Genomic DNA, 18685 nt, shown 5'->3' with positions numbered 1-18685 from the left:
CGCACCATGCTCGAACGCCTGACGCAGAAGGTCGGCCAGGAAGGCCTGTCCGGATGGCACCTCATCACGCAGGAGATGGTCGACCGGTATGCGGCACTGTCGGGCGACGGAGAGGGCGAATGGATCCATCTCGACCCGGAGCGCGCCGCACGCGAGGCGAACTACGGCGGAACGATCGTCCCGGGCTTCTTCCAGGTGTCGCACCTGATCCGGCTGACCGGCGAGGCCATGCGGAGGCTGCTGCCCTTCGATGCGAACCACGCGTTGAACTATGGATTCGACCGGTTGCGCTTTGTCAGGCCGATGCCGGTGGGTGCGCGCTTCCGGGCGCGGGTGCGCATTCTCGAAGTGACGCCCAAGCCTGGCGACAGCTTCCTGCTGAAGGAGGAGGTGCTGCTCGAGCTCGAGGAGGGTACCGTCACGCTGGCGGCTGAGTGGCTGGTCTTCCTCGGGCCGCGCGCATTGCCGGCCTGACGAGGTTCAGGCGCGGCCGAATTCCTCGCCCAGTTCAGCGGCGCGCTGCTGGGCCGCGCGAATGGCGGTCTTGAACTTTGCCTTGACGTCGGCGCCCTCGAGCGACGTGAGGGCCGCATAGGTGGTTCCGCCCTTCGACGTCACGCGCTCGCGCAGCACCGAGGGCGGCTCGGTGGCGCTGTGCGCCAGCGCCGAGGCCCCGGTGAAGGTGCCGACCGCCAGCCGCAGGGCCTGGTCGGACGACAGGCCCATTTCGACGCCGGCCTCGGCCATGGCCTCGATGAAATAGAACACATAGGCCGGGCCCGAGCCGGACATGGCCGTGACTGCGTCCAGCGCGGCCTCGTCGTCGACCCAGAGCAGCTCGCCGGTGGGCGCCAGCAATTGCGCGACCAGTGCGCGGTCGGCAGCGTCCACGCCGGGCCGCGCGTAGAGACCGGTCATTCCCTGGCCGACCAGCGCCGGCGTATTGGGCATGGCGCGCACCAGGCGCTCGCTGCCGAGCCAGCGCGCGATGCTGCCCGACGGAATGCCCGCCGCGACGCTCAGGTGCAGTGCGTCTTCAGCAAAGGCGCGCACCGGGCGGGCGGCTTCCGCAAAGGTCTGCGGCTTGACCGCCCACACCACCACGGCGCAGCGCGAGAGGGCCTCGCTCGCCTCGGCCTGCGCGGTGATGCCGAAGGACCGCGCCAGCTTCTGGCGGGCTTCTTCGAAGGGTTCGACCACCTCGAAAGCGTCGGCGGGCGTGCCCTGCTTGATGAGGCCGCCGATGATGGCGCTGGCCATGTTGCCGCCGCCGATGAAGGCCACGGGAGGAAGCGGGGCCGGCGCGGTGCGGGGCAGGAAAGTGACGGCGATGGTCATGGTCGGTCGGTGTATTCGAATGCCGCGAACTGGGTTGTCTGCAGCGGGTTGAAATTGTCGTCGCTCACCACGACCAGCATGCGCTTGCCGTCCGGCAATGCCGGGCCCCAACAAAGGCCTTCGGTGTTGTCCAGGCGCGAAAGGCCGAGCGAGGCGAAGTCGGCGACCAGCGTTTTTGGCGCCGGCCGGTGGTTGCCTGTGGCGAGCACGTCGGTATTCAGCACATCGGTCGCGTCGCGGGTTTCGATCTCATAGAGGCGCAGCGAGTTTCCGGCGCCAGTGGCGTAGGCGCGCTCGAGCACCAGCATCCGCTTGTTGTCGAGCATCAGGATCTCGCTGATGCCGTTGTCCGCATGGCCGCCGGGGAGGAGCGGCCGCAGCGGAATCGGGTCGGGAACATAGGCGATCTGCCGAACGGCCCGACCGGTTTCCAGGTCGACCTGGGTCAGCCGGCAAGGGCCCCCGGCCGCTTGGGTGGTGGGAACCGGGCCGTCCTGGATCAGGGCGTTCTCCATCGCGAGCCAGGCATGGCGGCCGTCCGGCGTCACTGCGAGGCCTTCAAAACCCAGGTTGTCGCGCGGACCGCGTTGCCGGGCCGGATCGGGGCTGAACATGGCGGGCAGCGCGAATTCACGCAGCAGCCGGCCATCGCGCGCCGATTCATAAAAGCTCGGGCCGAACCCGCGCAACACGTCCCCTTCGCTCACCCAGAGGAGGGTGCCGGCCCCTGGCCGCAGGCGCAGCGATTCGGGGTCTGCCACAGGGGTGCCCGGCTCGGCGCGGCGCCGGTCGGGCCAAGGGCCGCCGCCGGGTCGTTGCAGCTGAACCACATCTCGCGGGGCGGGCGCCTCGGTCCAGGGTGCGGGCCAGGAGGCGATATAGAAACGTGCCGGACTCAAGTCAGATCGATCATCGCTGAGTAGCAAGTACTCGCTTCTTTCTGCGTTGTAGTCCACGCCGGAAAGGCCGCCCGCCGTCGTGCCCTGTATATTCAGCCGGTGCGGCCAGTGGGCCTCCGCGATGCGACGCAGTCGTCCCGCCCCTGGCAGCGGCACCGCCGGACTCCCGCAGCCCCACAGTCCCGAGCCTGCCAAAGCGGCGGCGCCGCCGGCCAGCAGCAGCCGGCGACGCGCGGGTGAAGGGGCTTCCTGGAGGGCTGGAATAACGGTGCGCACGCCGCCAAGTCTAGTCCCGGCGCATTTCCGGGCCAGAAGGCAGTTGACAGCCTTTTGCCTGCGTGCCACAATCGCTGGCTTCGCTTCAAAAAGGCGAAGCTTTCAGCCCAAAGCGGAAGTGCCTCGAGTGGTTCGAGGTGCAGACGACGGGCCCAAGACTGACCGCAGCGTCTCCCTCCTGGAGGCGCATCGGTACAAGTTGGGAACTACTAGCAATGATCCAAACTGAATCCCGGCTCGAAGTGGCCGACAACACAGGCGCGAAGTCCGTCCTGTGTATCAAGGTGCTCGGTGGCTCCAAGCGGCGTTATGCCAGCGTGGGCGACGTCATCAAGGTCAGCATCAAGGAAGCCGCTCCGCGTGGTCGCGTCAAGAAGGGCGAGATCTACAGCGCAGTGGTGGTCCGCACCGCCAAGGGCATCCGTCGCGCCGACGGCTCCCTCGTCAAATTCGATGGCAACGCAGCTGTGTTGCTCAACGCCAAGCTGGAGCCGATCGGCACCCGCATCTTCGGACCGGTGACGCGCGAGCTGCGCACCGAAAAGTTCATGAAGATCGTGTCGCTGGCCCCCGAAGTTCTGTAAGGACAACAACGCCATGAACAAGATTCGCAAAGGCGACCAGGTCATCGTGTTGGCCGGGCGCGACAAAGGCAAGCGCGGCGTCGTCTCGCTGCGCAAGGACGATTCGCACCTCGTCGTCGAGGGCGTGAACATCGTCAAGAAGCACGCCAAGCCGAACCCCCTCAAGGGTACGACCGGCGGCATCGTCGAGAAGACCATGCCCATCCATCAATCCAACGTGGCGATCTTCAATGCCGCGACCGGCAAGGCCGATCGCGTGGGCATCAAGATCACCCAGGGTGCTGACGGCAAGCGCGTGGCTGTTCGCGTCTTCAAGTCCAGCGGCGACGAAATCAAGTTCGCCTAAGAGGTACTCACATGGCACGTCTCCAACAACACTATCGCGAAAAGATCGCGAAAGACCTGACGGAAAAGTTCGGCTACAAGTCGCCGATGCAGGTCCCCCGCCTCACCAAGATCACCCTGAACATGGGTGTGGGTGAAGCTGTCGCCGACAAGAAGGTTCTCGACAACGCTGTCGCCGACCTCACCAAGATCGCCGGCCAGAAGCCCGTGGTCACCAAGTCGAAGAAGGCTATCGCCGGTTTCAAGATCCGCGAAAACCAGCCCATCGGCTGCATGGTCACGCTGCGTGGCGTGCAGATGTATGAGTTCCTGGACCGTTTCGTGACCATCGCGCTGCCGCGTGTTCGCGACTTCCGCGGCATCTCCGGCCGTGCGTTCGACGGCCGTGGCAACTACAACATCGGCGTCAAGGAACAGATCATTTTCCCCGAGATCGAATACGACAAGGTCGATGCCCTGCGCGGTCTCAATATCAGCATCACGACGACGGCCAAGACCGACGAAGAAGCCAAGGCGCTTCTCGCTGGTTTCCGTTTCCCGTTCAAGAACTGAGGTGATCTGTGGCTAAAGCATCTTTGATCCAGCGCGAACTCAAGCGCGACAAGCTGGTCGCCAAGTACGCTGCGAAGCACGCGGAACTGAAGGCAATTTCCAACGACGTGAAGAAGAGCGACGAAGAGCGCGCTGCTGCCCGCCTGGGCCTGCAAAAGCTCCCGCGCAACGCGAACCCCACGCGTCAGCGCAACCGCTGCGAAATCACCGGTCGCCCCCGTGGCACCTTCCGTCAATTCGGTCTGGCCCGCGCCAAGATCCGCGAACTGGCTTTCAATGGCGACATCCCCGGTGTCACCAAGGCCAGCTGGTAAGCCAGGCAGGAGCAAACAACATGAGCATGAGTGATCCCATTGCCGACCTGCTGACGCGTATCCGTAACGCGCAGATGGTGGCGAAGCCCACTGTGTCGGTCCCGTCTTCCAAGGTGAAGATCGCGATCTCGCAGGTCCTGAAGGACGAGGGCTATATCGACGGTTTCCAGGTCAAGACCGAAGACGGCAAGTCCGAACTCGTCATTACCCTGAAGTACTACGCTGGCCGTCCGGTCATCGAGCGCATCGAGCGCGTGAGCCGTCCCGGCCTGCGTGTCTACAAGGCCAGTGCTTCCATTCCGCAAGTCCAGAACGGCCTCGGTGTTGCGATCGTCACGACCCCCAAGGGCGTGATGACCGACCGCAAGGCGCGCGCTACCGGTGTCGGTGGCGAAGTGCTGTGCTACGTCGCCTAACCGAGACATCGAGGAGTAACTGAAATGTCCCGAGTAGGAAAAATGCCGATCACCATCCCCGCAGGCGTGGATGTGTCGATCAAGGAAGACCAGATCAGCGTCAAGGGCACGGGCGGCACGCTCAACCTCGCACGCAACGCGCTGGTCAAGATCGTCAGCAATGACGGCAAGCTGAACTTCGAACCCGCCAACGAATCGCGTGAAGCGAACGCAATGAGCGGCACGATTCGTCAGCTGGTGAACAACATGGTGGTTGGCGTGACCAAGGGCTTCGAGAAGAAGCTCAACCTGGTCGGCGTCGGCTACAAGGCCGCAGCGTCCAACAACAAGTTGAACCTGCAAGTCGGTTATTCGCACCCGGTCAACATCGACATGCCGCAAGGCATCACGGTGGCCACCGCGACCCCGACCGAAATCGTGATCAAGGGTGCTGACCGTCAGCGCGTTGGTCAAATCGCCGCTGAGATCCGCGCTGTTCGTCCGCCTGAGCCTTACAAGGGCAAGGGCATCCGTTATTCGGACGAGAAGATCGTGATCAAAGAGACCAAGAAGAAGTAAGGGGCAGCAAAATGATGTTGACCAAAAAAGCACAGCGTCTTCGCCGCTCGCGCCAGACCCGCATCCGCATCGCGACGCAGGGCGTGGCTCGCCTGACGGTGAACCGCACCAACCTGCACATCTATGCCACCGTCATCTCCGACGACGGCACCAAGGTGATCGCCACCGCATCGACGGCCGAAGCCGAAGTGCGCGCTGCACTCGGCGGCTCGGGCAAGGGTGGCAATGCCGCCGCTGCAACGGCCATCGGCAAGCGCATCGCTGAAAAGGCGAAGGCTGCCGGCGTCGAGAAGGTCGCTTTCGACCGCGCAGGTTTCGCGTACCACGGCCGCGTCAAGGCGCTCGCCGAGGCGGCCCGCGAAGCCGGTCTGCAGTTCTAACCGGACACGAGATTCAAAATGGCAAAGATTCAAGCAAGAACGCAGAACGAAGGCCCTGAAGACGGTTTGCGCGAGAAGATGATCGCGATCAACCGCGTCACCAAGGTGGTGAAGGGTGGTCGTATCCTCGGTTTCGCAGCACTCACCGTCGTGGGCGACGGCGAAGGCCGCGTCGGCATGGGCAAGGGCAAGTCGAAGGAAGTGCCTGCCGCCGTGCAAAAGGCGATGGAAGAAGCCCGTCGCAACCTGGCCAAGATCTCGATCAAGAACGGCACGCTGCATCACCGCGTGACGGGTCATCACGGCGCCGCTTCGGTCGTCATGATCCCCGCCCCGAAGGGTACCGGCATCATCGCCGGCGGCCCGATGCGCGCCGTGTTCGAAGTCATGGGCATCACCGACATCGTGGCCAAGAGCCATGGTTCGTCGAACCCCTACAACATGGTTCGCGCTACGCTCGACGGGTTGAAGAACTCGACGACCGCGTCCGAAGTGGCTGCCAAGCGCGGCCTGACCGTCGAAGAAATCTTCGCCTGAGCGCAAGCTCTCGCAAGGCTGAAGGAAGCATTCAAATGACGACGCAACAACAAACCCTCAAGGTGCAATTGGTCAAGAGCCCGATTGGCACCAAGGAATCGCATCGCGCGACCGTGCGTGGCCTCGGCCTGCGCAAGCTCAACAGCGTGAGCGAGCTGCAAGACACCCCGGCGGTGCGCGGCATGATCAACAAGATCAGTTATCTGGTCAAAGTTCTGTAAGAGAGACTGATATGGAACTCAATGGCATCAAGCCGGCAGCCGGCGCCAAGCACGCCAAGCGCCGTGTTGGCCGCGGTATCGGCTCCGGTATCGGCAAGACCGCAGGTCGCGGTCACAAGGGTCAGAAGTCGCGCGCAGGCGGTTTCCACAAGGTCGGCTTCGAAGGCGGTCAAATGCCGCTGCAGCGTCGCCTGCCGAAGCGTGGCTTCAAGTCGCACCTGCTGAAGTTCAACGCCGAAGTCACGCTGACTGCCCTCGAGCAGCTCGGCCTGGCCGAAGTCGACATCCTGGCGCTCAAGCAAGCCGGCCTCGTGGGCCAGCTCGCCAAGGTCGTCAAGGTCGTCAAGACCGGTGAACTCACCAAGGCCGTCAAGCTGACGGGCGTGGGCGCAACCGCTGGTGCCAAGGCTGCAATCGAAGCAGCCGGCGGCAGCATCGCCTGATCACACTGGACTGAAAGAAGTTCTTCGTGGCAACTAACGCGGCAACGATCGCAAAAACAGGCAAGTTCGGCGACCTCCGCCGCCGGCTCGTCTTTTTGCTGCTCGCGCTCGTGGTCTATCGGATCGGCGCGCACATTCCTGTGCCGGGCATCAACCCGGACCAGCTGGCTGCGTTGTTCCAGGGCCAGCAGGGCGGCATTCTGAGCCTGTTCAACATGTTCTCGGGCGGGGCGCTGTCGCGCTTCACCGTGTTCGCGTTGGGGATCATGCCGTACATCTCGGCGTCGATCATCATGCAGTTGATGACCTACGTGGTTCCTACCTTCGAGCAATTGAAGAAGGAAGGCGAGGCTGGCCGTCGCAAGATCACGCAGTACACGCGCTACGGTGCACTCGGCCTGGCCTTGTTCCAGTCGTTCAGCATCGCGGTGGCTCTCGAGTCGTCGGCCGGTCTGGTGAACTCCCCCGGTTTCGGCTTCCGCCTGACCGCGATGGTGAGCCTGACGGCGGGTTCGATGTTCCTGATGTGGCTCGGCGAGCAGATCACCGAGCGCGGCCTGGGCAACGGCATCTCGATCCTGATCTTTGCAGGTATCGCGGCCGGTCTGCCGAGCGCCATTGGCGGCCTTGCGTCGCTGGTGACGACCGGTGCGATGAATCCGATCATCGCGCTCTTCATCATCGCGATCGTGGTGCTGGTCACCTACTTCGTGGTGTTCGTCGAACGCGGCCAGCGCAAGATCCTCGTGAACTATGCGCGGCGTCAGGTCGGCAACAAGGTCTATGGCGGCCAGTCGTCGCACCTGCCCTTGAAGCTGAACATGGCCGGTGTGATTCCGCCGATCTTCGCCTCGTCGATCATCCTGCTGCCCGCAACGGTGGTCGGCTGGTTCAGCACCGGTGAAGGCGGTTTCCGCTGGATCAAGGACATTGCCAGCGCACTGCGCCCGGGCGAGCCGATCTACGTGCTGCTGTACGCTGCCGCGATCGTTTTCTTCTGCTTCTTCTACACGGCACTCGTGTTCAACAGCAAGGAAACGGCCGACAACCTGAAGAAGAGTGGTGCTTTCATTCCTGGCATTCGCCCGGGTGACCAAACCGCTCGCTATATCGACAAGATTCTGGTTCGCCTGACGTTGGCCGGCGCGGTGTACATCACCTTCGTCTGCCTGCTGCCCGAGTTCCTGATCCTGAAGTACAACGTCCCGTTCTACTTCGGTGGTACCTCCCTGCTGATCATCGTGGTCGTCACGATGGACTTCATGGCCCAGGTGCAAAACTACATGATGTCCCAGCAGTACGAATCGCTGCTGAAGAAGGCCAACTTCAAGACATCGTAGGGCCGTGAGTTTCAGTATTGAGAATATTGGGTGTGGGCGGTGTACCGCCACGTTAAACAGTTTTAGGAGAATGAAATGAGAGTTTCGGCTTCGGTCAAAACCATCTGCCGTAATTGCAAGGTCATCCGCCGTAAAGGTGTGGTGCGTGTGATTTGCACCGACCCGCGCCACAAGCAGCGCCAGGGTTGATTGAAGAGTATTAGAGGACGCACATGGCACGTATTGCTGGCATCAACATTCCGCCGCACAAGCACGCTGAAATCGGCCTGACCGCCATCTTCGGCATCGGTCGCACGCGCGCCCGTCAAATCTGCGAAGCGAGCGGCATCGAATATTCGAAGAAGATCAAGGACCTGACTGACGCCGATCTCGAAAAGATCCGCGACCAGATCGCCTTGTTCACCATCGAAGGCGATCTGCGTCGCGAGACGACGATGAACATCAAGCGTTTGATGGACATCGGCTGCTATCGCGGCTTCCGTCACCGTCGCGGCCTGCCGATGCGCGGCCAGCGCACGCGCACCAATGCCCGCACCCGCAAGGGTCCGCGCAAGGCTGCGCAGTCCCTGAAGAAATAAGGATAGACCAGCATGGCTAAAGCACCTGCAAACAACGCCGCACAGCGCGTTCGCAAGAAGGTTCGCAAGAACGTTGCGGACGGTATCGCCCACGTGCATGCCTCGTTCAACAACACCATCATCACGATCACCGATCGCCAGGGCAACGCCCTGTCGTGGGCTTCGTCGGGTGGCCAGGGCTTCAAGGGCTCGCGCAAGTCGACGCCGTTCGCTGCGCAGGTGGCTTCCGAAGTGGCCGGCCGTGCTGCTGTCGAACAAGGTATCAAGAACCTCGACGTCGAGATCAAGGGCCCCGGCCCCGGTCGCGAATCGTCGGTGCGCGCACTGGCTGCGCTCGGCATCCGGATCAATTCCATTGCCGACGTGACGCCCGTTCCGCACAACGGCTGCCGTCCCCAGAAGCGTCGCCGCATCTGATCGTCAGTCCGCAAGGCGCAGCCGGCTCTTGAGCGGCTGCGCATTTGTTTTTTAACTAAGCCCACCGCCATCCGCGTTTTCGCCGATGGCTCCCGCAGGCAACTGCGGCAGATGACACAAAGGAAACCACGTGGCACGCTACCTCGGCCCCAAGGCCAAACTTTCCCGCCGCGAAGGCACCGACCTGTTCCTGAAGAGCGCCCGCCGCTCGATTCAAGACAAGGCCAAGTTCGACTCCAAGCCCGGCCAGCACGGCCGCACTTCGGGTCAGCGCACGTCTGACTACGGCCTGCAACTGCGTGAAAAGCAGAAGGTCAAGCGCATGTACGGCGTGCTCGAGAAGCAGTTCCGCCGCTACTTCGAAGAAGCCGATCGTCGCCGTGGCAACACCGGCGCCAACCTGCTGTTCATTCTCGAATCGCGCCTGGACAACGTGGTCTACCGCATGGGCTTCGGCTCGACGCGCGCCGAAGCACGCCAGCTCGTGTCGCACAAGGCGATCACGGTGAACGGCCAGTCGGTCAACATCCCGTCGTACCTGGTGAAGACCGGCGACGTGATCGCCGTGCGCGACAAGTCGAAGAAGCAGACCCGCATTGCCGAAGCGCTCCAGCTCGCCCAACAAGTCGGTATTCCGGCCTGGGTCGAAGTGAACGCCGACAAGGCCGAAGGTACCTTCAAGAAGGTGCCCGATCGCGACGAATTCGCAGCCGACATCAACGAATCGCTGATCGTCGAACTGTACTCGCGCTAAACAGACGATAACGGGCCGCTCTTCGCGGCCCGAATTTGATTTTTTTGTTCCCATCGGGAGGCACTTCCGATGGGTGCTTCACCAGCCTTACCGGTGTAACGAGCCGGGGGTATTGAGAGGAAGTCTGCATGCAAACCACCCTGCTGAAACCCAAGACCATTCAGGTCGAGCAACTTGCCGCCAACAAGGCCAAGGTCACGCTCGAGCCTTTCGAGCGCGGCTACGGCCACACGCTCGGCAACGCGCTGCGTCGCGTTCTGCTGTCGTCGATGGTCGGTTATTCGGCCACTGAAGTCACGATCGCCGGCGTTCTGCATGAGTACTCGTCGATCGACGGCGTGCAGGAAGATGTCGTCAACATCCTGCTGAATCTCAAGGGCGTGGTGTTCAAGCTCCACAACCGCGATGAAGTCACGTTGAGCCTGCGCAAGGACGGCGAAGGCCCGGTCCTGGCATCCGACATCCAGACCCCGCACGACGTCGAGATCATCAACCCCGACCACGTGATCGCGCACCTGTCGCAAGGCGGCAAGCTCGACATGCAGATCAAGGTTGAAAAGGGTCGCGGCTACGTGCCCGGCACGATGCGCCGCTACGCCGACGAGCCGACCAAGTCGATTGGCCGCATCGTTCTGGACGCGTCGTTCTCGCCCGTGAAGCGCGTGAGCTACACGGTCGAAAGCGCTCGTGTCGAACAGCGTACCGACCTGGACAAGCTGCTGGTCGAGATCGAAACCAACGGTGCGATCACCGCTGAAGACGCCGTGCGCGCCTCGGCTAAAATCCTGGTCGAGCAACTGGCCGTGTTTGCACAGCTCGAAGGCGGCGAACTGGCTGCATTCGATGCGCCGGCACCGCGCAGCGCTCAGCAATTCGATCCGATCCTGCTGCGCCCTGTCGACGAGCTCGAACTCACCGTGCGTTCGGCCAACTGCCTGAAGGCCGAAAACATCTACTACATCGGTGACCTGATCCAGCGTACCGAGAACGAGCTGCTCAAGACCCCGAACCTGGGTCGCAAGTCGCTCAACGAAATCAAGGAAGTCCTCGCTTCGCGCGGCCTGACCTTGGGTATGAAGCTTGAAAGCTGGCCGCCGGCCGGTCTCGACAAGCGTTGATTTTTGAATTGAGCCCATGAGGGCTCGTGCCCGGGCAGTACCTGATACGGCTGCCTGTTTAATAAAGTAAAGGAAAAGCACCATGCGTCACGGACACGGACTCCGCAAACTCAACCGCACCAGCTCGCACCGCCTTGCGATGCTGCAGAACATGATGAATTCGCTCATCGAGCACGAAGTCATCAAGACCACGGTCCCCAAGGCCAAGGAACTGCGCCGCGTTATCGAACCGATGATCACGCTCGCCAAGAAGCCCACGCTTGCCAACAAGCGCCTGGCTTTCGACCGCCTGCGCAGCCGCGACAGCGTCGTCAAGCTCTTCGGCGAACTCGGCCCGCGCTTCGCAGCGCGTCCGGGCGGCTACACCCGCATCCTGAAGATGGGTTTCCGCGTTGGCGACAATGCACCCATGGCTCTGGTCGAACTGGTGGACCGTCCTGAAATTAAAGAAGAAGCCGCCGAGCAAGGCGCTGCCGAATAAGGTATAATTCCATCTTGCCGCGCGATGGAGCAGCCTGGTAGCTCGTTGGGCTCATAACCCAAAGGTCGCAAGTTCAAATCTTGCTCGCGCAACCAATTTAAAAGGCCCTTTGAAATTCAAAGGGCCTTTTTCTTTGGTCGATGAATCCAAATAAAAAGCCCTCTCGCGAGGGCTTTTTTATTGCTCTGCCGGTCAGTCGGGAATGACCGCCGTCACTTCGATCTCGACCTTGGCACGGTGCTCGACCAGCGCCGCCACCTGCACGCAGGTCATGGCCGGAAAGTTGCGCCCCATCGCTTCGCGGTACACGGGCCCGAGTTCGGCCAGCCGCCGGCTGTATTCGTCGCGGTCCGTCACGTACCAGGTCATGCGTACCATGTGCTCGGGGCCGGCGCCCGCTTCGCGCAGCACTTCGGCGATGTTGCGCAGCGCCAGGCCGCATTGGTCGATGAAGTCGTCCGACTCGAACTGCTGCTGCGCATTCCAGCCGATCTGTCCGCCAACGAACACCATGGTGCCGCGTGCGGCCACGCCATTCGCATAGCCCTTGGGGGGTAGCCAGCCCGGTGGCTGCAAGAGTTTGTTCATCATGTTGTGCTGTTGAGTTGTCTCAGTTTGAATCGCTGGAGCTTGCCGGTCTCGGTGCGCGGAAGCACCGTCACAAACTCGATCTCCCGCGGGTATTTGAAGGGCGCGATGCTGGCCTTCACGTGGTCCTGCAGCGCCTTGACCAGTGCGTCGTCGCCTTCATGGCCGGGCTTCAGCACGCAGAAGGCTTTCACGATCATGCCGCGGTCCGGATCGGGCTTGCCGATGACGCCGCACTCGGCCACCGCCGGATGCTTGAGCAGCGCATCTTCCACCTCTGGGCCGCCTACGTTGTAGCCGGCCGTGATGATCATGTCGTCGGCGCGCGCCTGATAGAAGAAGTAGCCGTCGTCGTCCTGCACGAACGAATCGCCGGGGTAATTCCAGCCGTTCTTCACGTAGTCGGCCTGGCGCGGATCGTCCAGATAGCGGCAACCGACCGGGCCCTGCAGCGCCAGCTTGCCGACCGTACCGCGCGGCACTTCGTTGCCCGCGTCGTCCACCACCTTTGCAGTGAAACCGGGCACCACCTTGCCGACCGCACCGCGGCGCACCTGATCGCCCGCGGCGGAGATGTAGATGTGGAACACCTCGGTGCCGCCGATGCCGTCGAGCATCTCGATGCCGGTGGCTTCCTTCCAGAGCTGCCGCGTCGCGTCAGGCAGCGCTTCGCCGGCGCTCACGCAGATGCGCAGGCTCGGAGCGCCGTGCTGTCGAACGAAGGGCGCCATCTGTCGGTAGAACGTAGGCGCGGTGTAGCAGATGGTCGCGCCGACCTCATTGATGAGCTTCACGAGCCCTTCGGGCGTGAACGGCGCATCGGCAAAGTACACAGAGGCTCCGGCCCACATCGGGAACACCAGCAGCCCGCCAAGTCCGAAGGTAAAGGCCAGCGGCGGCGAGCCGATCACGATGTCGTCGCTTCGAGCCTGCAGCACGTGGCGCGGCCATGTCTCGCACATTGCAAGAACGTCGCGGTGCGTGGTGACCGGTGCCTTGGGCTTGCCGGTGGTGCCCGATGTGAATGCAAGCAATGCGATGTCGTCCGACGCCGTCGGGCACGCCGTGAACACACCGCTTTTGCCCGCCGCACGTGCCGACAGCGAATCGGGCGCATCGGGCTTGTTGAAGGCAATCACCGATGCGAGCACCGGATGCTCCCGCTGCGCAATCGAGAGTTCGTCGAGCAGCCGGCCGTCGCACAGCGCTGCTACCGGTTGCGCCTTCTCGATGATGTCGCCCAGCTCCTTGGCGCGCAGCAGCGGCATGGTGGCCACTGCAATCAGGCCGGCCTTGACGACCGCGAGCCAGGCCAACGCCATGGCCACCGAATTGCCGCCGCGCAGCAGCACACGGTTCCCCGGCACGAGCGCCAGATCTTCGGTGAGCACCTGCGCGATGCGGTTGACCTCGACGGCCGCCTGTGAGTAGGTCAGCGTGCCCGTCGGCGAACGCAGCATCGGCATGTCGCCGAACCCCTTGGCGGGCGCCTTGTCCAGGAGCTCTTCGACCAGGTTCAGCTGATCGGGCAGCTGCAACTCCGGAAGGTCGTAGCGAAAGACCGGCAACTGCTCGGCGGGCGGCAGGCGGTCGTGAACGAAGCGGTCGACTTGGGCAGACACGGTATTTATCCCCGCAGAACGGATTTGCCAATGATCAGTTGTTGAACCTCCGTCGCGCCTTCATAGATGCGCAGCGAGCGGATGTCGCGGTAGAGGCTTTCAATCTTCGTGCCAACCTTCACGCCAAGGCCGCCGTGCATCTGCAGTGCCATGTCGATCACGCGGCTCGAGTTCTCGGTGGCGCACATCTTGGCCATGGCCGCCGCAGCGGACACATCGCCCACTGCGGCTGCACCGCGCTGCTCGGCGTCGTCGCGCATCCACGCGGCGCGATAGGTGAGCAATGCGGCGCTGTCGATCAATGCAGCCATCTCACCCAGCTTGGCCTGCGTGAGCTGGAAGTCGGCGAGCGTCTGCCCGAACATGCGGCGGCTCTTCGCATGCGCGACGGCCTCGGCGAGTGCTCGGCGTCCCATGCCCAGCGCGGCGGCTGCCACCGAGGCGCGAAAGATGTCGAGCGTGCGCATTGCCAGCTTGAAGCCGCCGTTGAGCTCACCCAGCTGCGCCGTGCGCGGCACAACGCAGTTGTCGAAGCGCAGCGTAGCCAACGGATGCGGTGCCATCACGTCAATGTGCTCGGACGTGTCGAGCCCGGGTGTCTTCGCATCGACGATGAACACCGTGATGCCGCGCGTACCGCCCGTTGGGTCCGTCTTTGCGAACACGCAATAGAAGTCGGCGATGCCGCCATTGCTGATCCAGGTCTTCGTGCCGTTCAGGCGCCAGCCCTCGGCGGTGGGCTCGGCGCGCATCGCCATCGCGGCCACGTCCGAACCCGCATCGGGTTCGCTCAACGCAAAGGCCGCGATCTTCTCGCCCTTGCCTACGGCCGTGAGGTATTGCGACTGCTGCTCGGGTGTACCCGCAAGCGTGATCGCACCGCTGCCCAACCCCTGCATCGCAAAAGCGAAGTCGGCCAGCGGCGAGTGGTAGCCCAGTGTTTCGCGCAGCAGCACGAGCGCGCGCGAATCGAGGCGCTCGAGCGCACCACCCGCGCTGCCGGGCACCGCATAGCGCAGCCAGCCGCCGTCGCCGAGGCGCCTTACCCACTCGCGGCAGGCTGCGCGGTCGTCGCGCTCATCGATCTCTTGCGCTGCGCACCAGGGCAGCAGGTCGCGCGCGAGCGAGCGATGGGCTTCGTCGAAGAAGGGCAGCGCGAGATGCGCCGTCGAAGGTGGAGCGGGAATCTTCGTCATCATGGCGTCAGTCCCCACCGAACACCGGCTTGCGCTTGGCGGCGAAGGCTTCGTAGGCGCGCTTGAAGTCTTCGGTCTGCATGCAGATGGCCTGCGCCTGCGCTTCGGCTTCGATGGCCTGGTCGATGGTCATCGACCATTCCTGCGAAAGCATCGTCTTGGTCATGCCGTGCGCGAAGCTCGGGCCTTCGGCCAGTTCGCGCGCCACCTTGGTGGCAGCCTCGAGCAGTGCATCGCTTTCGTGCAGCGCGTTGAAGAAGCCCCAGGCATGGCCTTCCTGCGCCGTCATTGCGCGGCCGGTGAAGAGCAACTCCGATGCACGGCCCTGGCCGATCACGCGCGGCAGCAGTGCGCAGGCACCCATGTCCGCGCCGGCAAGGCCTACGCGTGTGAAAAGAAAGGCAGTGCGCGTGGCGGGCGAGCCGTAGCGCAGGTCGCAGGCCAGCGCAATCATCGCGCCGGCGCCGGCGCACACGCCGTCGATCGCGCCGACGATCGGCTGCGGGCACGCGCGGATCGCCTTGACGAGGTCGCCCGTCATGCGCGTGAACTCCAGCAGCTCGGGCATGCGCATGCCGGTGAGCGGGCCGATGATCTCGTGCACGTCGCCGCCCGAGCAGAAGTTGCCGCCCGCGCCGGTGATGACGATGGCCTTCACGTCGGTGGCGTAGTTCAACGCGCGAAAGAGATCGCGCAGCTCGGCGTACGAGTCGAATGTGAGCGGGTTCTTGCGCTCGGGCCGGTTCAGCGTGACGGTGCCGACGCCGGCTTCATAGCTCCACGCGAAGTGCTTGGCCTCGTAAGGCGCCTTGGCCTCGAATTGCGCGCGCATGGGATTGCCCGCTCCGATGTAGTGCTTCATTCGGCCTCCGCCATCTGGCTGTGTGAGTGTTGCTTGACCTTGCCGAGCAGCTTGTGAAGCTGCGCGATCTCCTTGGCGCTGAGTCCCGCGAAGGCATCGACGATCCAGTCTTCGTGCTGCTGCGCCATTTCATTGAAGAGCTTGCGGCCGCGCGCGGTAAGACGCACGCGCCAGGCGCGCCGGTCGCCCTCGACGTCGACGCGCTCCACCAGCCCTTCGGTCACCAGCTGGTCGGTGATGCCGGTCACGTTGCCGCCCGTCACCATCATGCGGCGCGAGAGCTCGTTCATCTTCAGGCCGTCGGGCGCGCGCTCGAGCTGCGACATCAGATCGAAGCGCGGCAGTGTGGTCGAGAACTGCGAGCGCAGTTCGTTGCGCACCTGCTTCTCGATCAGCTGCGTGCAGGTGAGGAGCCGCAGCCAGAGCCGCAGGGCCTCGGGGTGTTCGCTGTGGGCGCGCGCTTCGAGGTCCATGTCAGTGCGTCTCCTCGTTGTTCTGCGCGGCCATTGCGGCATTGGCCGCCGCGGCCATCTGCTGCTGCTTGGCAATCTCGCGGTACATCTGGTCGCGCCCGCTCAGGTACTGCTTCGGCCAATCGACATCGCGGCTTTGCAGCTTGGCGGCCTCGTGCAGCGTCCAGGCGGGGTCGGCGAGGTGCGGGCGCGCGATGGCGCAGAGGTCGGCACGTCCGGCCGCAATGATGCTGTTGGCCTGGTCCGCATCGGTGATGGCGCCCACTGCAATGGTCGAGATGCCGACCTCGTTGCGGATGCGGTCCGAGAACGGCGTCTGGTACATGCGGCCATACACGGGCTTTGCGGCGCGCGTGGTCTGGCCGGAAGACACGTCGATGAAATCGGCGCCGGCTTCCTTGAAGAGGCGCGCAACGATGACCGCATCCGCGTCGGTGTTGCCGCCGGGCGCCCAGTCGTGCGCGGAGATCCGCACGCTCATCGGCTTGTCTTCAGGCCAGGCGGCGCGCATCGCGCGGAACACTTCGAGCGGATAGCGGCAGCGCGCTTCGATGCCTCCGCCGTACTCATCGGTGCGCAGGTTGGTCAGCGGGCTGATGAAGGCCGACAGCAGGTAGCCGTGCGCGCAGTGCAGCTCGAGCCAGTCGAAGCCGCATTCGGCCGCGCGACGGGTGGATTCGACGAACCGCTCGCGCATGTCGTCCATCTGCTCGCGCGTCATGGCGGCCGGCAACTGGTTCTGCTCGCCATAGGCCACCGCGCTGGCGGACAGCAGCGGCCAGTTGCCGCTCTCCAGGGGCTCGTCGGTGCCTTCCCAGCCCACGCGCGTCGAGCCCTTGGCCCCACTGTGGCCGAGCTGCATGGCAATCTTCGCGCCCGACTGCGTGTGCACGAAATCGACGATGCGCTTGAACGCGGCCTGCTGCGTGTCGTTGTAGAGGCCCGTGCAGCCGGGGGTGATGCGGCCCTCGGGCGTCGGGCTCGTCATTTCGACGAACACCATGGCGGCGCCGCCGAGCGCGCGAGCACCCAGGTGCACCAGCAAGAAGTCTTGAGGCACGCCGTCGACCGCACTGTAGGTGGCCATCGGCGACACCAGGATGCGGTTCTTCAACGTGAGGCCGCGCACGGTAAGCGGCATCAGCATGGGCACCACCGGCTTGCCGCCCGCGAGCCAGCGCTCGTAGCCGCCGAGCCATTCGGTGTCGCGCACGCGCAGGTTCTCGTGGCTGATGCGCTGCGAGCGCGTGAGCAATGAATAGGCAAACTGCTCGATCTGCATGCCGGTGTAGCGCGGCACGTTTTCGAACCATTCGGTGGAGTTGCGGGCCGCGTTCTGGATCTTGAGCACCTCGACGCTGCGGCGTGCCTCGTAGCCTTCGAGCACGTGGTCGACAGTGCCGCCGCGCTCGAATTCATTCGCCAGGTCGATCGCGTCTTCGAGCGCGAGCTTGGTGCCCGAGCCGATCGAGAAATGCGCCGTGTGCGCCGCGTCGCCCATCAGCACCACGGGCACCGAGCGGCCCTGCACGTCGATGCGGTGCGTCCAGCGTTCGCACACCACGCGCGGAAAGCGGATCCAGTTGGCCGAGCCGCGCAGGTGCGTGGCGTTGCTGATGAGCGGATGCCCGCCCAGGTACTTGGCGAACAGCTTCTCGCAGAAGGCGATGGCCTCGGGCTGCTCCATCTGGTCGAGGCCATGGGCCTTCCACACCGCCTCGGGTGTTTCGACGATGAAGGTGGATGTCTTGTCGTCGAACTGGTAGGCGTGCGCCTGGAACCAGCCGTGCTCGGTCTGCTCGAAAGCAAAGGTAAATGCGTCGAAAGTCTGGTTCGTGCCCAGCCACACGAAGCGGCAGTTGCGCAGGTCGATGTCGGGCTTGAACACATCGGCATAGCGCTGGCGGATGCGGCTGTTGAGCCCGTCGCTGGCAATCACCAGGTCGGCGTTGTACTGGGCGGCAATCGCCTGGTCGTCCGTCGCGTCGGTTTCGAAGACCAGCTTCACGCCCAGCGCCAGGCATCGCTCCTGCAGGATGTTCAGCAGCCGCTTGCGGCCGATGCCGCAGAAGCCGTGCCCGCCCGAGCGGACTTGGCGGCCCTTGAAGAACACCTGGATGTCGTCCCAGTGATGGAACTCGTTGCCGATGAGCGCCGCGGTCTCGCCGTCCGCCGCCGCCAGGTTGGCCAGCGTCTGGTCGCTGAGCACAACCCCCCAGCCAAAGGTGTCGAACGGGCGGTTGCGCTCGACCACGGTGATGTCGAGCGCCGGGTTGCGCGCCTTCATCAGCAGCGCGAAATACAGCCCGGCGGGCCCGCCGCCGATGCACAGGATGCGTTGAAGGTCCATGGCGGGTGCGGCTGAAGCGCCGGCGGTAAGGCTGTTCATGATT

26 protein-coding genes and 1 tRNA gene are annotated in these 18685 nt (G+C 63.8%); 19 read left to right on the top strand and 8 right to left on the bottom strand.

Annotated features, from left to right (window positions below; genetic code table 11):
* Positions 1-6: 6 nt before the first annotated feature.
* Complete coding sequence (locus V9K97_RS25155; protein ID WP_337321407.1) at positions 7-474, top strand: MaoC/PaaZ C-terminal domain-containing protein; 468 nt, start codon at positions 7-9, stop codon at positions 472-474.
* 6 nt (positions 475-480) lie between these two features.
* Here the strand turns inward: V9K97_RS25155 and proC are convergent, their stop codons facing one another.
* Positions 481-1338, bottom strand: coding sequence for a pyrroline-5-carboxylate reductase (gene proC / locus V9K97_RS25150; RefSeq protein ID WP_337321405.1), 858 nt, complete (start codon positions 1336-1338; stop codon positions 481-483).
* Positions 1335-2513, bottom strand: coding sequence for an esterase-like activity of phytase family protein (locus V9K97_RS25145; RefSeq protein ID WP_337321404.1), 1179 nt, complete (start codon positions 2511-2513; stop codon positions 1335-1337). The genes proC and V9K97_RS25145 overlap by 4 nt, the downstream gene beginning before the upstream one ends.
* Before the next feature lie 215 nt (positions 2514-2728).
* Here V9K97_RS25145 and rplN point away from each other — a divergent pair, with 215 nt between their 5' ends.
* The 18 genes from rplN to V9K97_RS25055 all read left to right on the top strand — a co-directional run bounded on the left by rplN (position 2729) and on the right by V9K97_RS25055 (position 11646).
* Positions 2729-3097, top strand: coding sequence for a 50S ribosomal protein L14 (gene rplN / locus V9K97_RS25140; protein ID WP_009124801.1), 369 nt, complete (start codon positions 2729-2731; stop codon positions 3095-3097).
* A gap of 13 nt (positions 3098-3110) precedes the next feature.
* On the top strand, positions 3111-3443 hold the full coding sequence (rplX, locus tag V9K97_RS25135) for a 50S ribosomal protein L24 (protein WP_126748524.1): 333 nt from the start codon (positions 3111-3113) through the stop codon (positions 3441-3443).
* An 11-nt stretch (positions 3444-3454) separates the two neighbouring features.
* Complete coding sequence (rplE, locus tag V9K97_RS25130; RefSeq protein ID WP_013544114.1) at positions 3455-3994, top strand: 50S ribosomal protein L5; 540 nt, start codon at positions 3455-3457, stop codon at positions 3992-3994.
* Positions 3995-4002: 8 nt separating this feature from the next.
* Positions 4003-4308, top strand: coding sequence for a 30S ribosomal protein S14 (gene rpsN, locus V9K97_RS25125; protein WP_258502860.1), 306 nt, complete (start codon positions 4003-4005; stop codon positions 4306-4308).
* Between the two features lie 20 nt (positions 4309-4328).
* On the top strand, positions 4329-4724 hold the full coding sequence (gene rpsH / locus V9K97_RS25120) for a 30S ribosomal protein S8 (protein WP_021012928.1): 396 nt from the start codon (positions 4329-4331) through the stop codon (positions 4722-4724).
* Between the two features lie 24 nt (positions 4725-4748).
* Entirely contained in the window at positions 4749-5282 is a 534-nt protein-coding gene (rplF, locus tag V9K97_RS25115; protein ID WP_009124809.1) for a 50S ribosomal protein L6, read from the top strand.
* Between the two features lie 14 nt (positions 5283-5296).
* Positions 5297-5662 (top strand): 50S ribosomal protein L18, encoded by a 366-nt coding sequence (gene rplR / locus V9K97_RS25110; protein ID WP_157616839.1) that lies wholly within the window; start codon positions 5297-5299, stop codon positions 5660-5662.
* A gap of 18 nt (positions 5663-5680) precedes the next feature.
* Positions 5681-6199: a 30S ribosomal protein S5 gene (rpsE, locus tag V9K97_RS25105; RefSeq protein WP_042577478.1), complete on the top strand. Its 519-nt coding sequence runs from the start codon at positions 5681-5683 to the stop codon at positions 6197-6199.
* Positions 6200-6234: 35 nt separating this feature from the next.
* Entirely contained in the window at positions 6235-6420 is a 186-nt protein-coding gene (gene rpmD / locus V9K97_RS25100; protein ID WP_009124818.1) for a 50S ribosomal protein L30, read from the top strand.
* Between the two features lie 11 nt (positions 6421-6431).
* Positions 6432-6863 (top strand): 50S ribosomal protein L15, encoded by a 432-nt coding sequence (gene rplO / locus V9K97_RS25095; RefSeq protein WP_126748522.1) that lies wholly within the window; start codon positions 6432-6434, stop codon positions 6861-6863.
* 26 nt (positions 6864-6889) lie between these two features.
* The gene (gene secY / locus V9K97_RS25090) at positions 6890-8203 is read left to right on the top strand and encodes a preprotein translocase subunit SecY (RefSeq protein WP_258502853.1); all 1314 of its coding nucleotides are present in this window, start codon (positions 6890-6892) and stop codon (positions 8201-8203) included.
* A 75-nt stretch (positions 8204-8278) separates the two neighbouring features.
* Entirely contained in the window at positions 8279-8392 is a 114-nt protein-coding gene (gene rpmJ / locus V9K97_RS25085) for a 50S ribosomal protein L36 (RefSeq protein WP_013544106.1), read from the top strand.
* Positions 8393-8415: 23 nt separating this feature from the next.
* A complete protein-coding gene (rpsM, locus tag V9K97_RS25080) occupies positions 8416-8781 on the top strand; it encodes a 30S ribosomal protein S13 (protein WP_013544105.1) in 366 nt (121 codons plus the stop codon).
* A gap of 12 nt (positions 8782-8793) precedes the next feature.
* Entirely contained in the window at positions 8794-9198 is a 405-nt protein-coding gene (gene rpsK, locus V9K97_RS25075; protein ID WP_009124825.1) for a 30S ribosomal protein S11, read from the top strand.
* A gap of 130 nt (positions 9199-9328) precedes the next feature.
* Positions 9329-9952: a 30S ribosomal protein S4 gene (gene rpsD, locus V9K97_RS25070; protein ID WP_013544104.1), complete on the top strand. Its 624-nt coding sequence runs from the start codon at positions 9329-9331 to the stop codon at positions 9950-9952.
* A gap of 128 nt (positions 9953-10080) precedes the next feature.
* Entirely contained in the window at positions 10081-11070 is a 990-nt protein-coding gene (locus V9K97_RS25065) for a DNA-directed RNA polymerase subunit alpha (RefSeq protein ID WP_009124827.1), read from the top strand.
* 82 nt (positions 11071-11152) lie between these two features.
* Positions 11153-11551, top strand: a complete 399-nt coding sequence (gene rplQ / locus V9K97_RS25060; RefSeq protein ID WP_028258418.1) for a 50S ribosomal protein L17 — start codon at positions 11153-11155, stop codon at positions 11549-11551.
* 18 nt (positions 11552-11569) lie between these two features.
* A tRNA-Met gene (locus tag V9K97_RS25055) sits at positions 11570-11646 on the top strand.
* A gap of 97 nt (positions 11647-11743) precedes the next feature.
* On the opposite strand, the gene V9K97_RS25050 is transcribed toward V9K97_RS25055, so the two are convergent.
* The 6 genes from V9K97_RS25050 to V9K97_RS25025 are packed head-to-tail and all read right to left on the bottom strand — an operon-like array spanning position 11744 to position 18642.
* On the bottom strand, positions 11744-12142 hold the full coding sequence (locus V9K97_RS25050) for a RidA family protein (protein ID WP_126748520.1): 399 nt from the start codon (positions 12140-12142) through the stop codon (positions 11744-11746).
* A complete protein-coding gene (locus V9K97_RS25045; RefSeq protein ID WP_337321402.1) occupies positions 12139-13761 on the bottom strand; it encodes an AMP-binding protein in 1623 nt (540 codons plus the stop codon). Before V9K97_RS25045 ends, V9K97_RS25050 begins: the two co-directional genes overlap by 4 nt.
* 5 nt (positions 13762-13766) lie before the next feature.
* Entirely contained in the window at positions 13767-14960 is a 1194-nt protein-coding gene (locus V9K97_RS25040; RefSeq protein WP_337321400.1) for an acyl-CoA dehydrogenase family protein, read from the bottom strand.
* A gap of 4 nt (positions 14961-14964) precedes the next feature.
* Positions 14965-15819, bottom strand: a complete 855-nt coding sequence (locus V9K97_RS25035) for an enoyl-CoA hydratase family protein (RefSeq protein ID WP_337298184.1) — start codon at positions 15817-15819, stop codon at positions 14965-14967.
* Positions 15816-16292, bottom strand: coding sequence for a MarR family winged helix-turn-helix transcriptional regulator (locus tag V9K97_RS25030; protein ID WP_126748516.1), 477 nt, complete (start codon positions 16290-16292; stop codon positions 15816-15818). The genes V9K97_RS25035 and V9K97_RS25030 overlap by 4 nt, the downstream gene beginning before the upstream one ends.
* Position 16293: 1 nt before the next feature.
* The gene (locus V9K97_RS25025) at positions 16294-18642 is read right to left on the bottom strand and encodes a bifunctional salicylyl-CoA 5-hydroxylase/oxidoreductase (protein WP_443304185.1); all 2349 of its coding nucleotides are present in this window, start codon (positions 18640-18642) and stop codon (positions 16294-16296) included.
* Positions 18643-18685 lie beyond the last annotated feature (43 nt).

Source organism: Variovorax sp. CCNWLW186 (assembly GCF_037203865.1).
GTDB lineage: Bacteria > Pseudomonadota > Gammaproteobacteria > Burkholderiales > Burkholderiaceae_C > Variovorax.
The sequence above is the reverse complement of the archived record's forward strand: the minus strand, read 5'-3'. Positions and strand labels throughout refer to the sequence as shown.

Coding starts and splice junctions, on each gene's coding strand:
- V9K97_RS25035 (WP_337298184.1), bottom strand. CDS start 15,819: ATGAAGCACTACATCGGAGCGGGCAATCCCATGCGCGCGCAATTCGAG.
- V9K97_RS25050 (WP_126748520.1), bottom strand. CDS start 12,142: ATGATGAACAAACTCTTGCAGCCACCGGGCTGGCTACCCCCCAAGGGC.
- V9K97_RS25040 (WP_337321400.1), bottom strand. CDS start 14,960: ATGATGACGAAGATTCCCGCTCCACCTTCGACGGCGCATCTCGCGCTG.
- rplN (WP_009124801.1), top strand. CDS start 2,729: ATGATCCAAACTGAATCCCGGCTCGAAGTGGCCGACAACACAGGCGCG.
- V9K97_RS25025 (WP_443304185.1), bottom strand. CDS start 18,642: ATGGACCTTCAACGCATCCTGTGCATCGGCGGCGGGCCCGCCGGGCTG.
- rpsH (WP_021012928.1), top strand. CDS start 4,329: ATGAGCATGAGTGATCCCATTGCCGACCTGCTGACGCGTATCCGTAAC.
- rplO (WP_126748522.1), top strand. CDS start 6,432: ATGGAACTCAATGGCATCAAGCCGGCAGCCGGCGCCAAGCACGCCAAG.
- rpsK (WP_009124825.1), top strand. CDS start 8,794: ATGGCTAAAGCACCTGCAAACAACGCCGCACAGCGCGTTCGCAAGAAG.
- V9K97_RS25030 (WP_126748516.1), bottom strand. CDS start 16,292: ATGGACCTCGAAGCGCGCGCCCACAGCGAACACCCCGAGGCCCTGCGG.
- rpmD (WP_009124818.1), top strand. CDS start 6,235: ATGACGACGCAACAACAAACCCTCAAGGTGCAATTGGTCAAGAGCCCG.
- V9K97_RS25065 (WP_009124827.1), top strand. CDS start 10,081: ATGCAAACCACCCTGCTGAAACCCAAGACCATTCAGGTCGAGCAACTT.
- rplX (WP_126748524.1), top strand. CDS start 3,111: ATGAACAAGATTCGCAAAGGCGACCAGGTCATCGTGTTGGCCGGGCGC.
- rpsM (WP_013544105.1), top strand. CDS start 8,416: ATGGCACGTATTGCTGGCATCAACATTCCGCCGCACAAGCACGCTGAA.
- rpsE (WP_042577478.1), top strand. CDS start 5,681: ATGGCAAAGATTCAAGCAAGAACGCAGAACGAAGGCCCTGAAGACGGT.
- rplR (WP_157616839.1), top strand. CDS start 5,297: ATGTTGACCAAAAAAGCACAGCGTCTTCGCCGCTCGCGCCAGACCCGC.
- rplQ (WP_028258418.1), top strand. CDS start 11,153: ATGCGTCACGGACACGGACTCCGCAAACTCAACCGCACCAGCTCGCAC.
- V9K97_RS25155 (WP_337321407.1), top strand. CDS start 7: ATGCTCGAACGCCTGACGCAGAAGGTCGGCCAGGAAGGCCTGTCCGGA.
- rplE (WP_013544114.1), top strand. CDS start 3,455: ATGGCACGTCTCCAACAACACTATCGCGAAAAGATCGCGAAAGACCTG.
- proC (WP_337321405.1), bottom strand. CDS start 1,338: ATGACCATCGCCGTCACTTTCCTGCCCCGCACCGCGCCGGCCCCGCTT.
- rpmJ (WP_013544106.1), top strand. CDS start 8,279: ATGAGAGTTTCGGCTTCGGTCAAAACCATCTGCCGTAATTGCAAGGTC.
- rplF (WP_009124809.1), top strand. CDS start 4,749: ATGTCCCGAGTAGGAAAAATGCCGATCACCATCCCCGCAGGCGTGGAT.